Source organism: Pyrobaculum calidifontis JCM 11548, assembly GCF_000015805.1.
GTDB lineage: Archaea > Thermoproteota > Thermoprotei > Thermoproteales > Thermoproteaceae > Pyrobaculum > Pyrobaculum calidifontis.
Window position 1 is genome coordinate 721,485 of sequence record NC_009073.1, and the last position, 18,004, is coordinate 739,488.

The window sequence follows — 18,004 nt, forward strand, 5'->3', positions numbered from 1 at the left end:
AATGACGCTTACCTCAAACACGCCCCTTTTTTCCACCTCTCCTTCCCTCTCCTCGCCTACTCCCTCGCCCTCCCTAGCCCTCTTCCTCCCCTCCACAGGCATACCAGTGCTGGACGTGGGGCTGGCTGTGCTGGGGGCCATGGCCACATACGGCGCAATTCTCTGGCTCATGGGGGTTAGGCGCCTTAGGGAGGAGGCTGTGGACGCCTTTCTACACGCCATATTCGGCGCGGCGCTGTTCGCAGTGGCCCTCGTCATTGGGAACTTGGCGGTGCAGGCCGCTTCGGCCTACTACGACTATGCCAATGTAAGCAAATTGTGCTTCAACCTCGCCGGCCAGCCGAGCTTGCTCGACGACTATAGGCGCTGGATTAACGCCACTATGAGGTGCGCCGCGGGCAACTTCTCAAGGTACGCAGACGCCGCCGCGGCCACACTGTCTGACATGTTCACCGGCGTGGCTGTGCTCGGCTTGCTCCCCGTGGTTCAGCAGTTCGCCTTCTCCTTCATGCAGATCCTCTTCGCCGCGGCCACAGCCGCCACTTCGCTCATGGCCGCCTCCATAGCCGCCACGGTGGCAGGCTGGCTTTTGGGAAACGTAGCCGGCATGTACCTCCTAATGCTGGCCGCCATAGCCGTAACCCACGAGAGGACGAGGGTGCTGGGGGCAATAGTGCTGGGAGTGGCAACGGCGGCGCCGGCCCTCGTGACGTTGGCAGACACGCTGGTGGCGAAGTGGCCACCCGACAGCGTCAGACTCACCGGCTGGCACCACATTGTGACGTTCTGGGACTGGGGCGCCGTCGTCGACAAGGCCAAGGCCATATACGAGGCCGCCGTGACGGCGGGCATCGGCCTGTCGGTGTTTATCGCCGTTGCGGCCGCAGTGGCGTACCTCTTCTCAAGGGTGCCCCACGCCATTGGGGTTGAATGACCTGTGGCCCGGCGCCCCCGGCCCCGCCCGCCCCGGGGGACCTCCTATGGTGGATAGTCGCCGCCGCGGGGTTCTACTCCTTCCTGAGGGCTTGGGCTAGGCGGGAGTGGGACTGGTTTCGCCCCATCCTAGGCGCACTGATCGCCATAGTCGTAACGCCCGCCGTGATAAACTTCGTAATTGGGGGACTGTTCGGCCACCCCACCCCCCTCTACTCGGTAGAGGGCTTCACCCTCGTTCTACCCTCGCTGGAGGCCCTTGAGCGAAACGCCGCACTGACCTGCGCCGCATACGACGCACTCGCAGAAGCGGCCAAGGCTCTGGCTAACGCATACGGCTACGTCACAGCCGCCACGGCGGCCATAGGCGTTTTGATGACGGCCATATTCGTCATGGCCGTCTTCACTGGCGCGGGGGTGGCGGCCGCCGTCCCCATCCTCTGGTCGATGTACAAGGCCTACAATGTGGCCAGCGGCGTCCACGAGGTTCTCCTGTCCTTCTTCACCATCACCTTCTCCTTCATGGCCATCGTGGGGGTGCTTAAGCACTTGGCCCAGATAGCCCTCTGGTCGCCGTGGCTGATCACCTTCGGCGTGGCGGCGCTGTCAGTGCCTAGGCTGAGGGGGATTGGAGCCCTATTCGTGTCGCTGGCCGTCATCTCAATAGTCGTGTCGTATGTGGCTGGCGCCTATGCCGCAGACGCCTACGCAACGGCGCAGTGGGCCCAAGCCATTGCAAAATGGGCCCTCGACCTCTCAAAAGAGTGGCAGACCGAGCAGAATCTAACGGCCGGCGGCTCACCCGCCTACGTCTACATGCAGCCCGCCCTCTGGATAGGGCATTATAACAACACCTTTTCGACGAGGGCGTTGGAGGGCCTCTACCAAGACCTCGTCAAAGACCCAGTCCTGGGCAATAACACGAGGGCCGCCGAGGCTTGGCGTAGGGCGCTGGAGGCGTGGAAGTTCGCCTACAACACGACCATCCTGGCCCGAAACGTAACTAACGCCCCCCTCTACGGCGGCCTCGTCGCCGCCGTTGAGTATGGGAATAAGACCTGGTTCTTCAAGAGGGGCAACGCGACAGACGAGTTGAAGGCCCTCGTGGTGTGGCTCGACATGGACGTCCATGTCTCAAACGCCAGCCTGTGCTCCATGGGCATGCTGGCCCCCGCAGAGAAGGCTCTCCTAGACCGATTCCTCCAGCGCAGGCCTGACAAGAGGGGCGAGTTTGAGACGTTGAACGAGACGGCGCACCGCCTCTGCCGCTACCTAGAGCGGAGCGGCTTGTTGCAGACGTGGGTTCTGACGTGGGATGGGGCGTTTAGGCGGCTTGTCCAGCCCTACACCTACAACGTGACTTACCACGTTGGCTTTCAAGCGGGCTCAGCCTACGGCGTCGCCGGCGCTTGGGGCTGGGTTGTTCCGCCGGAGGGGGAGAAGTGCTACGACGCCGATGGGAAAGAGGGCGGCTGCGGCTCGCTACTGGCCTCCCTCAAGCCTGGCCTCTACAAGTACGACGCGGCGGCTGGGCAGTGGGCCGCCAAGATAGACCCGTTGCCAGGCGCCGTGAAGTCTGTGTGGAACTTCACTGTGAGGGAGGCGGCCGACTCTTTCTACGTCAGCAAGTCTGTGGACCTCTACCACTACACCGAGTACTGCCGCTGGTGCGCCCAGTGGGTCAACGGCACGTGCGTAGACTGGCGACTGTCGTGGCGGGACTGGTACGAGAGGTATAGAGTCGACTGGAACTACACCACCCGCTACTACAACGCCACCGTCGCATGGGTAGACAAGCCGTGGAGGCCCAGCCACCTCGCCCACCCCTCCTCCAAGGTGGTGCAAGTGCCTTGGACTGAAGCCATCGCCGTCGTGGTAAAGTGGCGGGAGGCCGGGCCTTGGTGGCCTGACCAGCCGGGCAACTACTGCGCAAACTGGTGGACCACTGCGCCGGACGTCTACAAGGTGGTGACGGTGTTTCACACGCCCCGCCAGCCGGCCGTCGGCTACGTGTACGGCTGGGCTTGGCTGTCGAGGGCAGACGTGGCGTACGCCTACAACTCCACCACCCTCATTGGACAAATCTCCTCTAGTCCTCAGGAGGACGTGTGGATGGAAGGCGCAGTGCAGTCGGCCTACTGCGCACTGGCCATGGACCGCTACCCGTACTGGGCTGTTGACAACGCCACGCTGAGATACGCCATTGGCAATTTGACTGCTATAAACCGCAGGGCCCTCGCCGCCGGCGTTACGTACAACAACCTCACGGCTAGGTGGTGGCAACTGCGCCACATCGACGAGGCCTTCCAAAAGCTTGAGGCAGACGTCCAGAGGGCCATGAACTCCCCCGACCCAGAGGAGAGGAGAGACGCCCAGGTGGTGTGGAACTTGGTACAGTTCTACCGCCGAATGGCGCAGATAGACGTGGGACAGCTGGCCTTCCTCCCGCCGCCCCACGAGGAGCCGGAGGGCTACCAGCTACACCAATACCACGTGGTGTGCATCAACTTCCACTGGAAGGCCAAGACCGCCGTAAACGGCACCACGAGGATGGAGCCCGCCGCCCTTTGGACCATCGGGGCCACCGGCTTCCCCTTGGGCTACACAAACCTAACCGACTTCTTGATTGGGAGGCTGGCGGACTTCTACGCCCGCCTCTTTAGGAAGGGCTTTCCTCCCCCGCCCAAGAACGTCACTCTCGTGGCGTGGCTTGGGGACAGGCGCTTCGAGGTAAGGGGCTACACCCGCTTTGCCGCCGGCGGGGAGTGGTGGTGGGACGGCTCGCCGCTGCCCTACACCCCCGTCGATTATAACAAGACGGGCGCGCTTCCGGCGTCTGTGTGGGGCTTCCCCATCTACGACATATACGGCGTTGTTTTTCAAGCCCTCGTCCTAATGGCCTCGATTGCTGGTGAAGCGTGGGCTAGGATGGTGGCGGGCAGCCTATACGCTTTGGGCGCTCTTGAGGCCCTCGGCCACCTCTTTGGCTTTCCCACGCCGGTTCGCCTCATCTACCCACTGGTGCTAGACATTATCTCCCAGCTGGGCTACTGGCTTATGATACGCGTGGCGATTAGGGCCAAGCTCGTGGCGAGGCTTCTGAGGCCAGTGAAGGTCTACATTGATAGGGCGGGCAGGGCCGTCGCCTCTAAGATACCTCCCGCCCCAGAGTGGCTTAGGCGCGCCTTTGGCTGGTATGTGAGACACGAGCCCACGCCGCTGAGGGTGGTCAGAGTGCACATGCTCAGCGCGGTTGAGCAAGTGAAGAGGAGGTTCTGGGAGGAGCTGCGGAAAAGGCTTAGGGAGCTTGAGAGAGGGCGAATACGCGGAGAGGAGCTGGAAGAGGCGGCGCGGGAAGCCGCCAGATCGGCCGCTGAAGGTGCGAAGCAGGCGGCAAAAGAGGCCGTCAAGAGGACGTGGTACGTCCTCCAATCCCACGACGTGGTTGAGTTTGCTAGGAGGGTGTCGGGGAGGGCCGACGCCTTCTTCCGCACCATGGAGGAGAAGCTCATTGAGGCACATCCAGCCATCGCCGTTCTTCTGGCCCTCTACAGGGGGCCCTACGGGGTATTCGCCATCGTATCCGAGGGCGCAATTAGGTGGCTTCTGCGGACTGGCCGAATCACCGCGCAGGAGGCTGAGGAGCTTAGGCGGCTTAGACACCTCTTCTGGGCCATGGCGGCAGAGTCCCGAGCCAGGGCAGTGGCGATGGAGAGGCCCAATGAAGAGGCGTTGAAGCACTACTTTGAGCATAGGGAGAAGGTGTTGCGCGTCGTCTTATCGACGGTTGAGCAGATCAAGGAGGCTAAATCAAAAGAGGAAATAGAGAGAGCTTTGTACAGCGCCGCAGAGCACCTGGCCAGAATCGACCTAAAGGCCGTCGAGCGTGTGAGAGAGGCCTTTGAGCTGGCGGCCTTCGGCAGGAGGGTCGGCATCGGCACCACGGCCAAGCTGGCCGAAGCGCTGTGGGAAAAGCGCGTTGGGATTGAGGCCGTGGTGGAGAGGGCCAAGGAGCTACTGCGGATGCACTACGAGAGTGCTCCTCTCTCCTACGAGGAGTTGAGACATGCGGCACTAATGCGGCAGATCGTGTTAGTCAAGCCGCTCTACGCCGCCCTCGCAGAGGCTAGGCTGTACGCCGCAGAGGGCGGGGTTGAGCAGGCTAAGAGGGCATATGAGGCGTTGAAAGCCGTAAAGCCCTTTGAGCGCTTCGGCGAAGTGCAGTTGAGGGAGCTTAGGTCGATGGCGAAGAGGGCCCTCTCCCTCGAAAGGAAGTTGACAGAGGTGGAGAGGGAGATCGCAAGGGTGAGGGAGCTTTTACCGACGGCGGATGGGCAGAGGGCCGCCCTTGAGGCCCAGCTCGCAAAGCTTGAGGCCCAGAGGGCCCACATCGCCGAGAGACTAAGGGAGCTGAGGGCCCGCATACGCGTAGAGGCTGGTGAAGCAATTGAGCGCATTGCCAGAACATACCGCGGCTTCTTGGAGGACGTTAGGCGTGAAGTAGATCCAGCGTTTAGGCGGCTTAGAGACGCCCTCGTGGCGGCTGAGGTTAGGCCTAGGCTAGTCGAGGAGCTCACAAACGCCGTCAAGCGGCACGAGGAGGTGATAAGGGGGGAGGCGGCGAGGTGGAGCGAGGCAGTGCAGAGGCTAGAGAGGGCCCTCTCCACGGAGATTACTGAAGAAGACATAAGGCTGGCCAAATCGCTAGGCCTCCACCGCCTGGCAGAATACCTTGAGTACGTGAGAGAGGTTAGGGCGGCTGATGCCGCGGCTTCTCAGCCGCTGGCCGACGTCAAGGTCAAGCTGGAGAGGGCTGAGGAGGTGGTTAGAAAGCTGGCGGAGGGGAAGGCGGATAGAGCACTGGCAGAGGCGGCTGAGGCCCTTGGCCTCAAGCGAGTTAAGGCATATGCAGAGGAGCAGATCAAGTGGAGGGCGGGGGAGCCCCTCACGACGTCGTTGCTGGACGCCCTAGAGGAGGCCAGGCGCTACGCAGACGCCCTTGCCAAGGCTGGGAGGGCGTTGTCGCAGTGGCGCTCCCTTGACGTGGCCGAGCTGAGAGAGGCGGCAAAGGCCGCTAGGGAGGTGGGCCTTGAGCAGGCGGCCAAGGCCATTGAGCGCTTTGTGGAACTCAAGCAGAGGCAGGTGTCAGACACTGCGCTGGGCGAGCTTTCCAAGGCAAAGGCCGTGGCAGAGGGCTTGAAGGCGTTGTTGGAGGGCCGCCTCCTTGAGCGGCTGGCCGAGGTAAAGGCCGCCGCTGAGGCCCTAGGCCTAAAGGACGTTGAAAAAGCCGTTGTAAGGCTTTCGGCCGTCTCGCACGTCGAAAGCCTGGAAGAGGCGTACCGCGCGCTTAAGGCTCAGTTCGAAAGAGAGGGGAGAGACACGTCGCGCCTCGACGAGGCTTATCAGAGGCTGAAGAAAGTGTCGGAGGACCTGGCCAAGGCGAAGGAGGACGTCAAGGCCGCCGTTAAGAAGTACAAAGAGGTAATCAGGCGTGAGGCGGTTAGGTGGGGCGAGGGCGTCCATCAGTTGAAGGCCCTCTTCGAGTCTCAGATGTCTGCCGAAGACGCCCTAAAGGGCGTTGAAGTTGCAAAGGCGCTGGGCCTCAGGCGCGTTGAGAGGTTCTTGGAGGAGTATGTAAAATACATACCGAAGAGGGAGGAGTACTCAGTTGCGGCGACGGCGGTTAAGGCGGCTAGAGAGAAGGCCCTCTCCGTTGAACCGTTCGCCAGGAGGGAGCTGGAGGAGGCCGTGGCAAAGGCCTCCTCGGCGGAGAAATTGTTGACGTCACTGTGCGAGTTGTACAACGTCGGTGCCGAAGAGGCGAAGCGTCTCTCCGAGTTGGCAAAGGGCGTTGGGCTTGGGGGGGCGGCGCAGTTCTTCGCCGAGTGGGGCAAGGTGGCTAAGGAGGCGTCTGAGAGGAGGGAGTTTGAGGCTCTCTCGAGGCTGGCTAAAGGCTTGGCGAAGGGCCGTCTGGCTGAGGAGGTGGCGTTGGCCGCCGGCGAGGGGCTTGAGGTGGGGAGGTGGCTCAGGGCAGTGGAGGGAGTAAAGCCCCTCTACGAGAGGGCGGTGGAGGAGGCCTCTAGGCTGAAGACCACGGCAGAGCTTGCAAAACGCCTCTCCGAGTCAGTCGAGAGGTGGCGCTACCTCGACGCTGGGGAGCTTAGGGCGGCCGCTCAGATGGCGAGGGAGGGAGGCTTCACCAAGACGGCTGAGTTCCTCGAAAAAGCCGCAGACTTCAAGGCCGTCGTTGAGACAGCCCGAGAGGTCTTCGAGCGGCACGAGAAGGTGTTGAAGAGACTTAGGGCACTTGAACAATCGGCGAGGCACGAGCTCTCAAAGGCCGTTACCATCGCCGAAGGCCTACGCGCGTTGTTGGAGGGAGACTTCTACGACAGACTTTCGGAGGCCAGGAGGGCGGCTAGGGCCCTAGGCCTATCCGAAGTTGATGAGGCCCTCGCGAGGCTTGGCCGCGTGAAGCTGTCCATCGAGCGGGTGGGCGACGAGTACGCCTACGATGTGGGCGGCGCCGTTAGGCGGGTGATGGCGGACTTCGGCGTGGACCGCCTGTTGCTGAGGGCGCCTTTGAGCGCATACGTAGTGGCGACAATAGAGGCGTCTATTGCGAGAGAGGCGGCGTCGGTGTTTAGGCAGGCCTTCGCCCGCTATGAGCGCGAGGTTGCTACAACCGCCGTATATCTGCCAGTGAGGGAGGCGCAGAAGCTTGGCCCTGTTGTTAGCCCCATTACGGCGGCCTTCGACTTTAGGAGCTATGTGGACGAGCTGGTGAAGGCCGGCGACCTCAGGCGCTACTACTCCTCGGGAGGAAGAGCGTGGAGAGAGCTGGCCCACCTCGTGGCAAAGGCAAGCGGAGCCGTCCTCGACTTGAGAGCCGCCAGAAAGGCCCTTGAGAAAGGCGATGATGCGTCAATCGCCTTGGCAATTGCCCTGGCATATCGGGCGGCCAAGACTTACATGAGGCTTGAGGGGGACATAAGGCCCTTGGCGGACGTGGTGGCCGAGGTGAGGTACCGCCTTGGCCTGTACGACCGCACGTGGGCCGAGTTCATCGAGAAGGTGGAGGGCGAGAAGGCCAAGGCCAAGATTCTTGAGGCGTTGAGGCCTAGAACCGTGGAGGAGGCGGTAGAGCAGTTGAAGGCGGCTTGGGCCAAGTCGAATTACCACGCCCTGGAGGAGAGGCTTGGGCTGACGAGGACTTACGCGATACCGGACGCCGATAGGGCCCTTGAGTACACGGCCAAGGCCCTCACGGCGTACCGCCTAGCCGCCATGGGCTTCGAAGAGGCTTTGTCTGTGGCTAGGGCGCAGTCCTTTATCAGAACTGCTGAACGCTACCTCAGGGGCAGGCCGCTTGAAACGCCCGCGAGGGAGCAGCCGCTCTACGTGGCTAGGGCTCTGGCGAGGCCGCTTCCAGAGGTGAAGCCCTCTGCCATAGACGAAGTGGCGAGGGAGGCCGTTATTAGGCTTTTGAGAGAAGTTGAAGCTGGCGGCGCAAAGGCCAAGGCCCTCTGGCGGCAGGTGGAGGAGCTTGTGAAGGTGTCTCCCGACGCCTTTGCAGAGGTCGTGGCCTACGCCTCTTCGGCGAGGGGCCTTGCGGCGCATTGGGCCCGCCAGCTTGTTGCAAAGATGAGGAGGGAGTGGGACACGTACCGCACTCTCTGGGAGGCGCCAGTCGCCATTAGGCTTGAGCGGCTGAGGGATATCCCGGCGGCAAAGGTGGAGGCTCCCGTGCCGAGGGAGCTTGTGGCGCTGGCGTTGTGGGCTGAGCTGGCGGCCAAGGCGAGGCCCACTGCGGCCAAGGACATTGAGGCAATTAAGCGCGTCGTTGGGGAGGTGTCTCCCGCCGCGCTTGAGGAGGCGAGGCTTAGGGCCGAGCGGGTTAGGGCCGTGTTAGACGACATAGAGAAGCTGAAGGCGGTCGACGTGGAGAGGCCGGTCTACATCGCCTTCTCCTCCCTAGAGAGGGAGGTGCCGGGGGAGGACGTCAAGGCGTTGACCATCGACGAAAGAGCTGAACTGCTGAAGGCCCAGCGCTACCTGAAGCACTCAGACCCGCGCGTCGCGAGGGAGGGCGAGCTACTGGCCAAATTCGCCGCCGGCGAATTAACGAGGTCGCAACTAGCCGATGAACTGCGCAAGCTCGGCGGCCCCTACACGCAGGAGGGGTGTGGGGCAATCGAGATGCCGAATCGGCTGAAGGACATACACGCCGTTTTAACCGCCAAGCTGGCTAACGAGGTCGCAATTCTGAGAGACGTGGAGGAGCTCAGGCACGTTGCCGTCGGCACGGCCTTCCACACCGCCGTGAGGGCCGGCCTTGGCGATGAGGATGCGTGGAGAGAGCTGAGGGCGCTTGCGGCGTTAGACAAGGCCGCTGAGAGGGCCGTCAGATACGCCGAATTGTTGCGCATTTTGAGGGCCCTCTCGGAGGGCCTTGAGCGGGTGGTTTACGAGACAGAGTTGGCAAAGCGGTGGCCGGAGTATAGGCACGTCCTCCTCGAGCGGGAATACGTCCTCAAGAGGGCTGAGGAGTTGCGCAGAGAAGGCCCGGAGAGGGCCATTGTGGCCGGTCTCCTTGAGCAGTTTGCTGAGGGTAGGATCACGAGGAGCGAATTGATCGAGGCCGCTAGGCAGAAGGGAGTTGACTTACACGAATTTTCTAGAAATGGTGTTGAAAGAGTGCGTGGCGACGTCATTAGGGCTGTCCGCGAGGCCGCGGCCGAGTTTAAGCAGTTTGCGGGCGCTCCCCGCTCTCTCCGCGACCTGCTTGAGGGCAAGCTGCCCCGCGGCCTATACGCAAAGATGGCGGAGGAGATAGGGGTGGCAGACGTCGTCTACGCCGAGTTGGGGGTGCCGGCGAGGTATGCCAAGTACGGCTTGTTAGAAGGCATCGAGAGGTACGTCAAAGAGCTGAAGAAGCTGGTGTTACAACTGCCCGGCGACGCCTCTAGGGCCCTCGTCGCAATTGAGGCGTTGAGAGGAGAGCTGTCGGCCATCACCCCGGCCGACCTAGTGGCCGACGTGGTGAACAAGAGGGGCGAGGTAATCGCCCGCCTCAAGAAGGCGCTGGAGGAGGCGAGGGCAGAGGTTGTGAGGGCAGTCTTCGACTCGATTAGGACTGCTGGTGTCAGACGCATTCCGCGTGAGCTGTTGGAGCTGGCGGCCTCTACCCACTTTACGCCGGAGGAGTTGAGGATGTTGTTGACAGAGCTAGACGCTGTTAGGGCTGTGGAGGAGAGGGCCGTCGGGTGGCCCTCCTTCGCCGAATACACGCCGTACATCTTCGCCACGACGGACGAGGCAGTGGCGAGGGCTTGGCGCAAGGGCGGTGGGCTGGTGTACGAGGCATATGAGCTCACAGAGGCCGGCCCGCGCCGCGTCTACGTCCTAGCGCCCAAGAATGCGCCAATAGACGAAATTAGGGAGGCGTTTCTGTCGCTTAGAGGGGTTGAGATTGTGGGCGAGCCCCGCTGGATTTCCTGGGACGCCGTTGAAGCCCTTGGCTATGTCGTCGAGCGCACAGAGAAGGGCGTCGTCGTTAGGCCACGCGCCGAATATCAACTAAGTTTGGAGAAGCCTCTCCCGAGGGCTAGGGAGGCTTGGGAGGTGGTGAAGCGGTTTAGGCCGGACGTGGTGAGAGAGGCACTTGGCCACGGCTGGGAGCTGGTGCACTGGGAGGATGGCGTAGAGGCCGTCAACGCATATTTGTTCTTGCGCAAGCTTAGGGGCTGGGAGAAGTTCGAGGGCGGGGACGTGGAGCGGATGTTCGACGAGCTTCGGCGTTGGTATACGCCGGGGCTTGAGCGCCATGCCGCCGTCATTTCGCGTAGGATGTATGGCTTTGACGCCGTTGACTGGCTGAAGGGGGCCTACGCGGTGTGGGCGAGGAGCCGCGGCGAATTTGTCGCCAAGTACGTGCACAGAGACCCGGAGGCCCTCGCCCGCGTCGTCTGGTGGGCGAAGAAGTGGGCGTGGGGTAGGCTGTACGACCTGCTTGAGCTAGAGTTCAGAGACCCCACTGTCCTTAGGGCGGTGAACATCGCCGTCAAGCGCGGCTTTCTGTCGTGGGGAGAGGCGCTCGACCTCTTCCACGAGTGGGTTAGGAGGAACAACATAGCGAAGTGGGATGAGGAGGCGCTGAGGATTGCCCTCCGCGGAAACATAACGTCGGAGGACTACGAGAGGGCCGTTCGGGCCTTCATCACCTCGGTGAAGACGGCGCAACAGCTGGAGGCCGAGCGGGAGGCGCTGGAGCGGTGGAAATTGCTACAGGAGAGGATGAGAGAAGAGGCGGAGAAGGCGAGGGCAAGGCGAGCCACCAGACTCAGGCCGGAGGCGGCTCCTAAAGAAGAAGCTAGGCCAAGGGAGGAAGTTGAGCAGAGAGAGGCCGCAGTGAAGCCGGGTGAAGAGGCGAAGGAGGCGGCTCCGAGGGAGGAGGCCAAGCCGGCGGTTGAGAAAGCTGAGGAGAAGGAGAAGCCCTCCGCCGTGGAGAAGCCGCCTACGGCCGAGGCGGCCCGCGGAGTGGAGGAGAGGAGGGCTGTCGAGGAGAAGAAGGAAGCTGAAGAGAGGAGAGAGGAGGAGTTTGTCCGCGTTGGGAAAGTCATGGTGAAGAAGGGCTATGAAGACGACGCCGTGGTGAAGGCCTTCGCCGCTGAGGACCCGCAGAACTGGTTTACAAAGCTGACGCCGGAGACCTACTTCAGGCTGAGAGAGACACTGGCGCCGGCCTACCTGCACTACCTGGAGAGGGCTAGGGAGTGGGCCGCCTCACGGGAGAGGGCCCTCTCAATACTCGCAAGCAGGCACGGCCGCATTGACATACCGAAGAGAGTCAAGGATAGGGCTGTGGAGAAGGCGAGGGCAGAGCTTGAGAAACACGCCGCCAGGCTTGTCTACCGCTACGGCGAGGAGAAGGCCCAGGCGGCCCTCGTGAAAATCGGCATCCTCCTTGAGGAGTGGGTGAGAGAGGGCGAGTTGCCAAACGCCCATGCGGAGATTTTGAGGGCTATGTGGGCTTGGGAGGGGGAGGAGAAGACGGCCAATGTGACAAGAGAGTGGGGCTTTTGGCTCTTCCGCGAGCACTTCGCAGAGCTGAAGAAAACGGCGGAGGCCCTCGGCGTTGATGTAATGCACCTCTGGAACGCCTACCGTGCCGCGCTTGAGCGGTACTTGGCCGCTGTGTTTGCCTACGGCGGCCTTGTGGAAAAGGCAGTCACGACGGTGGACAAGGCCCTCTACACGACGCTGGTCGCCGCCGGCGGCGTCGCATTGGCTGAGGCGTTGCAAGGCGTCGTTAGGCCTGAGATCGTCTACACGGTGTCGTCTGCCGCCTCCCTCGCCTTAGCGGGTAGGTACAGGGAGGCCGTTGACGTCATCAAGACAGCGGTGCACAACGTCGAGCTGGCGGTGAGGCGCGTCGCGGGCGAGGTTAGAGTCGCCGTTGAGCGCCTCTATGAGGCCATAGTCGAAGCCGTCGCCAGATTGCTACAGTGGCTTGGCGAGCACTGGCGCGTACTGGCGTTTGTCACAGCCGCGGTGGCGGCCGGCTTGTTGACGTGGATGGCGGCTCAGCAGATACTGGCCGACGTCGACATGGCGCAGTTTGCCAAACTGGCCGCCGGCGGATTCTTCGGCTTGGCCGGCGTTAAAAAGGTCGACGTTGACAAAGCCTTAGACGACGTGTTGAGCGGGCTTAGGGCAATGGAGGGCCTTGAGAGGGGCGGGCTCGCCGGCCACGTCTCTAGGGGCTACGCGTCGGCCGACTTTGCCCGCCTTGTTGAAGAGGCTGTTAAGGCCAGGCTGAGGGCTGAGGCGGAGGCGGCCGAGGCCGGGCGCTTGATAAGGGCCAAGCTTGCGGGCGGGGCGGCGCCGCGGGGCGACTTCGATCGCTTTGCCTTAAACGCCGCGGCGGTTGCAGACACGGCGCTTGGCCTCGTTTACGAGGCCCTGAGGCAGAAGTGGAGGGCCGTGGCTAGACCCGGCATTGTGGAGAACTACGCCCATGTGGACAAGAAGTTTGCCGAAGTGTTCAACGTGCGCGAGAGGGACGTGGTGCACTTCCTGCGCTATGATGTAGGAGATATAGCATATGGAGACGCCAAGACAGAGGGAGCTGTCGTGTTGGTTTTCCTGGGTGGTGAAAAGATCATAAGGGTGGAGGTGTTGGCCAAGTCCGTCGCCGGCCTCCCAATACGCTTTAAGGAAGTGGAGTGGGGTGGAGGGAGGTGGGTTTGGTTGGCCACTGCTATGATTAACAAGCCCAAGAACTATGTGGCGCGCATCGAGCTCAGATTTACTGAGAAGCCGGAGGTCGAGGTGAGGGGCGGCGCCGCAGGCGTTGAGGGGCTTAGGGGCCTACTGGCGACGGACGCCTATGGGAAAGAGATAGGAACCCCAGACCCGCTTCTCGTCAAGCTTTTCATCGACCACTTCGAGAAAGCGAAAGTCGAGGTGGCTGGGGTGACGCTAACTAAGGCCGGCTTCTCGCTTCAGTTCAGAGCTGTCACACTGGACGAAAAGCCGTTTGAAGAGCTATTCGGCGACATAGCCAAGAAGTATGGGAAGGACTTGTGGGAAATCATGAAGAAGACCAGAGAAATGTGGCGGGAGGCTGTGCGCAAGTTGTACAAAGACATCATGCGCGTGGCCAATGAGGCGGCCGAGGTGGGCAAGGTGAAGGGCGTTGAGGCGGGGAGGGAGGCCCTCGTCGAGGGTCTAAAGCGCTTGTTTGAGGAGAGGGAGCGGGAGGCGCTAAGCGCCGGCCGCCTCGACGATGCCCTCGCGATTGCAGTGGCGGGCCGCCTTCTGTTGGGCATTGTGAACAGCCCAAGGGAATGGTTCTCGCTGTTGGCCGGCGATGGCGTAGTGGACATTGGCGGCAAAACGCTGGGCTTCTCAGCCAAATACGCCGAGGTTGCCGAGGTCGTTCTCCGCCTGTTGGCCGCGTGGGCTGGCGCATATGGAGCGGGAATAAGGGCGAAGGAGCGTATGGCCGTGTATTCCAGCGCCGACGACATAGTCAAAGTCCTTGGGGCCATCTTCAAGGGCGAGGTGTTGAAATACGCGGAGTCCTCGGCAAGGTCGTGGAGTGGGCTTGCCGGCTCACATACACCTAAGGTCATCTCGCTTCTGGCCCTCGCCCAGCTCCTCGGCGTAGTCGAGGGGAAGTGGGCCGTGGAGCTGTGGCTCGCCCACAAGGCCGCAACGACGCTTGCGGAGCCGGAGGTGGCCCAAGCGCTCGACAAGTTCTTTGCCAGAGTTGAGGGCGTCGGCGAAGTGAAGTGGGAAGAGAGGGGCGTCAACCTCTACTTCAAGGTGAGGGGTTTAGAGGATGTCGAGCGCACAGCTACGCTGAAGTTGTACACAGACTTCCATAACTTCCACCTCTCCTGCGACTCGTGTAACGAGGTCTCGGTGAGGAGGGTTCTTGAGACTGTGGCCGAGTGGCTGAGGCCTGCGGTGGAGCTGTTGGAGGAGCGGCTGAGGCTGGCCGCCGAAAAGCAAAAGTGGCCGAGGTGGCATTGGAACTCTCTCGACCTCCCGGCAGAGGTGGGCTGGCCCATGTTTTTAAAACTGTGGAGGGTGTATAATATGTCTCTCCGCGTGGAGGAGGGCGGGCGGGAGCTACTCCGCGTGGAGGTTCTGGAGGCTAGGGCGGATGGGACGGCGAAGTTCCGCCTTTGGTTCTACAAGTGGCGCGAGACTAGGCCAGACCAGCCGTACGTGGACGTCGAAATAGAGCCATATCAGCGCAAAGGCGACAGTATCGCCTTTAGAGGTAGCGTCTATGCCAACAAGGCTAAGGGTATTCTCAGAGACCACTTGGCCGAGATTGCCGATCTGCTGAAGCGCGAGGGGGTGGAGGGCGTGTCGCTGGTGCGTGACGGCAAAGTGCTTGAATTCTCAAGCGCTTTCCGCGACTCCGTCCTCGGAAGGCTTAGCATTAGGCCGGAGCTCCCGCCGGGCGAGCCGCCAGCTGTGCAGTACTTGGGCGGCCTTAGGTTTAGAGTGGGCGATAAAGAGGTGGAGTTCGGCGAGAGGGTCTTTGGCAAGACGAGAGAGTTCTACGCAGAGCCGATGTTTCTGTCTAGAGAGGAGGCCGAACGCTTCGCATCGTCGCTTAAGGCCGTGGGAGTAGACGCAAGGATAGTCGGCAACGTGGTTAGGCTAGACAGCGACTCCTTCTTCGGTCTGCTCGCCGTTACAAATGCCACGCCGCCAGGCCTTACGCCGCTGTACCGCTCCAATGATCTACAGGTATACGCCAGCGCCGAGGGCGGCCGTATGCGCTTCTACTTCGCCGTAAAGCACGAGGGAGTGTGGAGGGCCGTCGAGGGGCTGTACGAGGAGAGAGCTCTCGAGCTCTGGCGCAAAGAGCGCGAAGTCCTTGAAGCCGTCAGAGACGCTGTGGCGAGAGCGCTTAAGGAGCTGGGCCACCCGGCGGAGGTGGGAGAGCCGAAGGAGAGAGTGGACGAAAAAGGTAGCGCTGTAGGCCACCGCCTCCTCCTATACGGCCCCCACCTCAAGCCGTTTCTGGAGCACGCCGTTAGGCACGTAGAGGCAAAGCCTGTCGAGGTGCGGCTGGAGGGGAGACACATCGTTATCAGTGCAGGCAATGTTAAGGCAGAGGTTGAGTTCAAACTGTTGAAGCACAGGGAGGCCGAATTCCTCGTGGCTCAAGACGTGGTACAGACTCTCGCCCTTTACAAGTCGCTCAAGGAGATGGGCGTGCCCGTGGAGATTACGCCAGAGGGCGTCAAGATTGACAGCGAGACGCTGTGGGCCCTCGTGGCAATAGCAGTTGAGAGGGATACGCCCAGCGCGTTGCCCGCCGAGGTTATGCCTGGCGTAAAGCTCTTGAAAGTATATAATGTCGGCAACATGCATATGTACATATTCTGCGCCGAAGGCGACCACTACTACTTCGTCGTAAAGACTGGGCAGGAGTGGAGAGCGGCAGGCGGAAAGAAAAGCGGCAGACATGTGATGATCGCTGGCAAAGCCGCCGTGGTCATCGTAGAAGCCATAAACGCCCTATACCGCGAAAAGGGAGTAGAGAGAAGGGTTGAGGTGAAGCACGACAAGCACAATGACAGACACTACATCTATCTCACTAACGTAGACTTGAGGCTGTTAGGCGTGGAGCCGACGTTATAGCCCTTTATATTGTTACCTTCCGTACAGCCGAGTTACTTCTCTCAGCTTCCGCAGGAGGGCGCGGGGCGGCTGCTCTGCCAGTCTCCAGCGCCAGTTTCCTCCGACTGTGCCCGGCTTGTTCATTCTGGCCTCTGACCCTAGGCCGAGGACGTCTTGCATTGGCACAATGGCCACGTCTGCCACAGACATGTGGGCGAGGCGTATTAGGCACCAGTTTATCTCGCGGGGGCGGCAGTTGCCGTACTTCAAGACCTCCCGCCGCACGGCGGGGGTCGCCTCCTCTGTGAACCACCCCACTGCCGTGTTGTTGTCGTGGGTCCCCGTGTAGACTAGAGAGTTTTTGACGTGGTTGTGGGGCTTGTGGAGGTTGGCTGGGTTGCCGTCCCAGGCGAATTGTAACACGCGCATGCCTGGGAGCCCCAGCGAGTCCCTCAGCTCTTCCACGTCTGGCGTTATGTAGCCCAGGTCCTCTGCCACTAGCCGCCCCAGGTCCACCTCGGCGGCCGCGGCGTCGAAAAGCCTCTTCCCAGGCCCGGGGACCCAGCGCCCCCCGGCGGCCGTGGGCTCGCCGGCTGGCACTTCCCAGTACGCGGCGTATCCTCTGAAGTGGTCTAGGCGGACGTAGTCGAAGGTGCGTAGGGCGTGTTTCAGGCGGCGTATCCACCACCGGTACCCCTCTCTCTCCATCTCCTCCCAGTTGTACACTGGGTTTCCCCAGAGCTGCCCCGTGGGCGAGAAGTAGTCTGGGGGGACTCCGCCCACGTAGAGGGGCCTCCCGTCTTGCCCCACTTTGAAGAGGCGTGGGTGTGCCCAGACGTCTGCGCTGTCTGGCCCCGGGTAGTAGGGCAAGTCGCCGATGAGGAATATTCCGAGGCTGTTGACGTATTCCTTGAGGCGGCGCCACTGGGTCCAGAAGACGAATTGGGCGAATGCGTAGAACTCCACGCGGTCTCTCGGCGCGTTGCCGCGTGGGGGGTGTGGGCCGTGCCTCTCCCTCAGTGCCATGTATGTCGCGTATTCCCCCAGCCACTCCCACTCCTCTTCCATGAACGCGGTGAAGTCCTTCAGCCTCCTGTGGCGTTTGTAGGCCTTCTCAAGGGCCTTTGTCTTTACCTCCCAGGCAGCTTGATAGTCCGCGCGGGGCGTGGGCGGGCACTGGGGGACTTGGTCTATTAGCCCGTCTCGCTTCATGAGGTCTAGGCTGACTAGGCGGGGGTCTCCGGCGAAGCTGGAGGCGGCGCTGTATGGGGAGTTTTCGTATTCTGGCAGTGTGTGATTTATGGGGAGGGTCTGCCAGTAGGTCTGCTCTGCGTATGCCAGCGCCTCTGCGAAGGCGTACGCCTCTGGGCCTAGGTCCCCAACGTGGCAGCCGCCTGGGAGCGAGGTGATGTGTAAGAGGACCCCGGCGCCTCTGAGCATTAGAGGTTGAACTCCACGACGCCGCTGGTGGTGGACTCGGCGAGTACTTGCTCGTCTATTTCAATGTAGTAGTTTACCTGCGCCGTGTAGACGTAGTTGTTTCCCTCTTCCCCCGTCGGCGTAGTGGGTATGACGGCCTCCATCACCGCGCGGCCCTTCACCTCGCCACCCTTCAGCAACGGGATCTCGAGCCTGGCCCTAATGGCGCCTCCCTCGGTCTTCACATCCCACGTCTTTTGCCCCTGCTCGAGGCCGTAGTCGGCGGCATATATCTGCACCAACTTGCCGAAGTTAGAGCCAGACTCGTCGAGCACCACCGTGGTGCCCGCCTCTCGTGGCCAGCGTTCCAGCTTCCTCAGCCTGGCCTGCTCGTCTGCGCCCTTGGAGATTCTTATGGGGACCTCCACCCTCCTTTCGTACGTCTTGTACATGGCAGTGGGTCGGGGTCGTGTTTATATAAGTTCTGGCCGGCGTATTT

At 61.7% G+C, this 18,004-nt stretch carries 4 protein-coding genes; 2 read left to right on the forward strand and 2 right to left on the reverse strand.

Annotation, left to right across the window (positions count from 1 at the left end):
* Window position 1 precedes the first annotated feature (1 nt).
* Together PCAL_RS04090 and PCAL_RS04095 are read left to right on the forward strand one after the other, a co-directional pair.
* Window positions 2–934, forward strand: a complete 933-nt coding sequence (locus PCAL_RS04090; protein WP_011849450.1) for a hypothetical protein — start codon at window positions 2–4, stop codon at window positions 932–934.
* Window positions 931–16,107, forward strand: coding sequence for a chromosome segregation ATPase-like protein (locus tag PCAL_RS04095; RefSeq protein ID WP_011849451.1), 15,177 nt, complete (start codon window positions 931–933; stop codon window positions 16,105–16,107). Before PCAL_RS04090 ends, PCAL_RS04095 begins: the two co-directional genes overlap by 4 nt.
* Window positions 16,108–16,119: 12 nt before the next feature.
* Here PCAL_RS04095 and malQ read toward each other — a convergent pair whose 3' ends face one another.
* Together malQ and PCAL_RS04105 are read right to left on the reverse strand one after the other, a co-directional pair.
* Complete coding sequence (gene malQ, locus PCAL_RS04100; protein WP_011849452.1) at window positions 16,120–17,526, reverse strand: 4-alpha-glucanotransferase; 1,407 nt, start codon at window positions 17,524–17,526, stop codon at window positions 16,120–16,122.
* A complete protein-coding gene (locus PCAL_RS04105) occupies window positions 17,526–17,957 on the reverse strand; it encodes a hypothetical protein (RefSeq protein ID WP_011849453.1) in 432 nt (143 codons plus the stop codon). Before PCAL_RS04105 ends, malQ begins: the two co-directional genes overlap by 1 nt.
* Window positions 17,958–18,004 lie beyond the last annotated feature (47 nt).

Excerpts from the sequence above, each read along its gene's own strand:
- PCAL_RS04090 (WP_011849450.1), top strand. The coding sequence starts at position 2 with ATGACGCTTACCTCAAACACGCCCCTTTTTTCCACCTCTCCTTCCCTC.
- PCAL_RS04105 (WP_011849453.1), bottom strand. The coding sequence starts at position 17,957 with ATGTACAAGACGTACGAAAGGAGGGTGGAGGTCCCCATAAGAATCTCC.
- PCAL_RS04095 (WP_011849451.1), top strand. The coding sequence starts at position 931 with ATGACCTGTGGCCCGGCGCCCCCGGCCCCGCCCGCCCCGGGGGACCTC.
- malQ (WP_011849452.1), bottom strand. The coding sequence starts at position 17,526 with ATGCTCAGAGGCGCCGGGGTCCTCTTACACATCACCTCGCTCCCAGGC.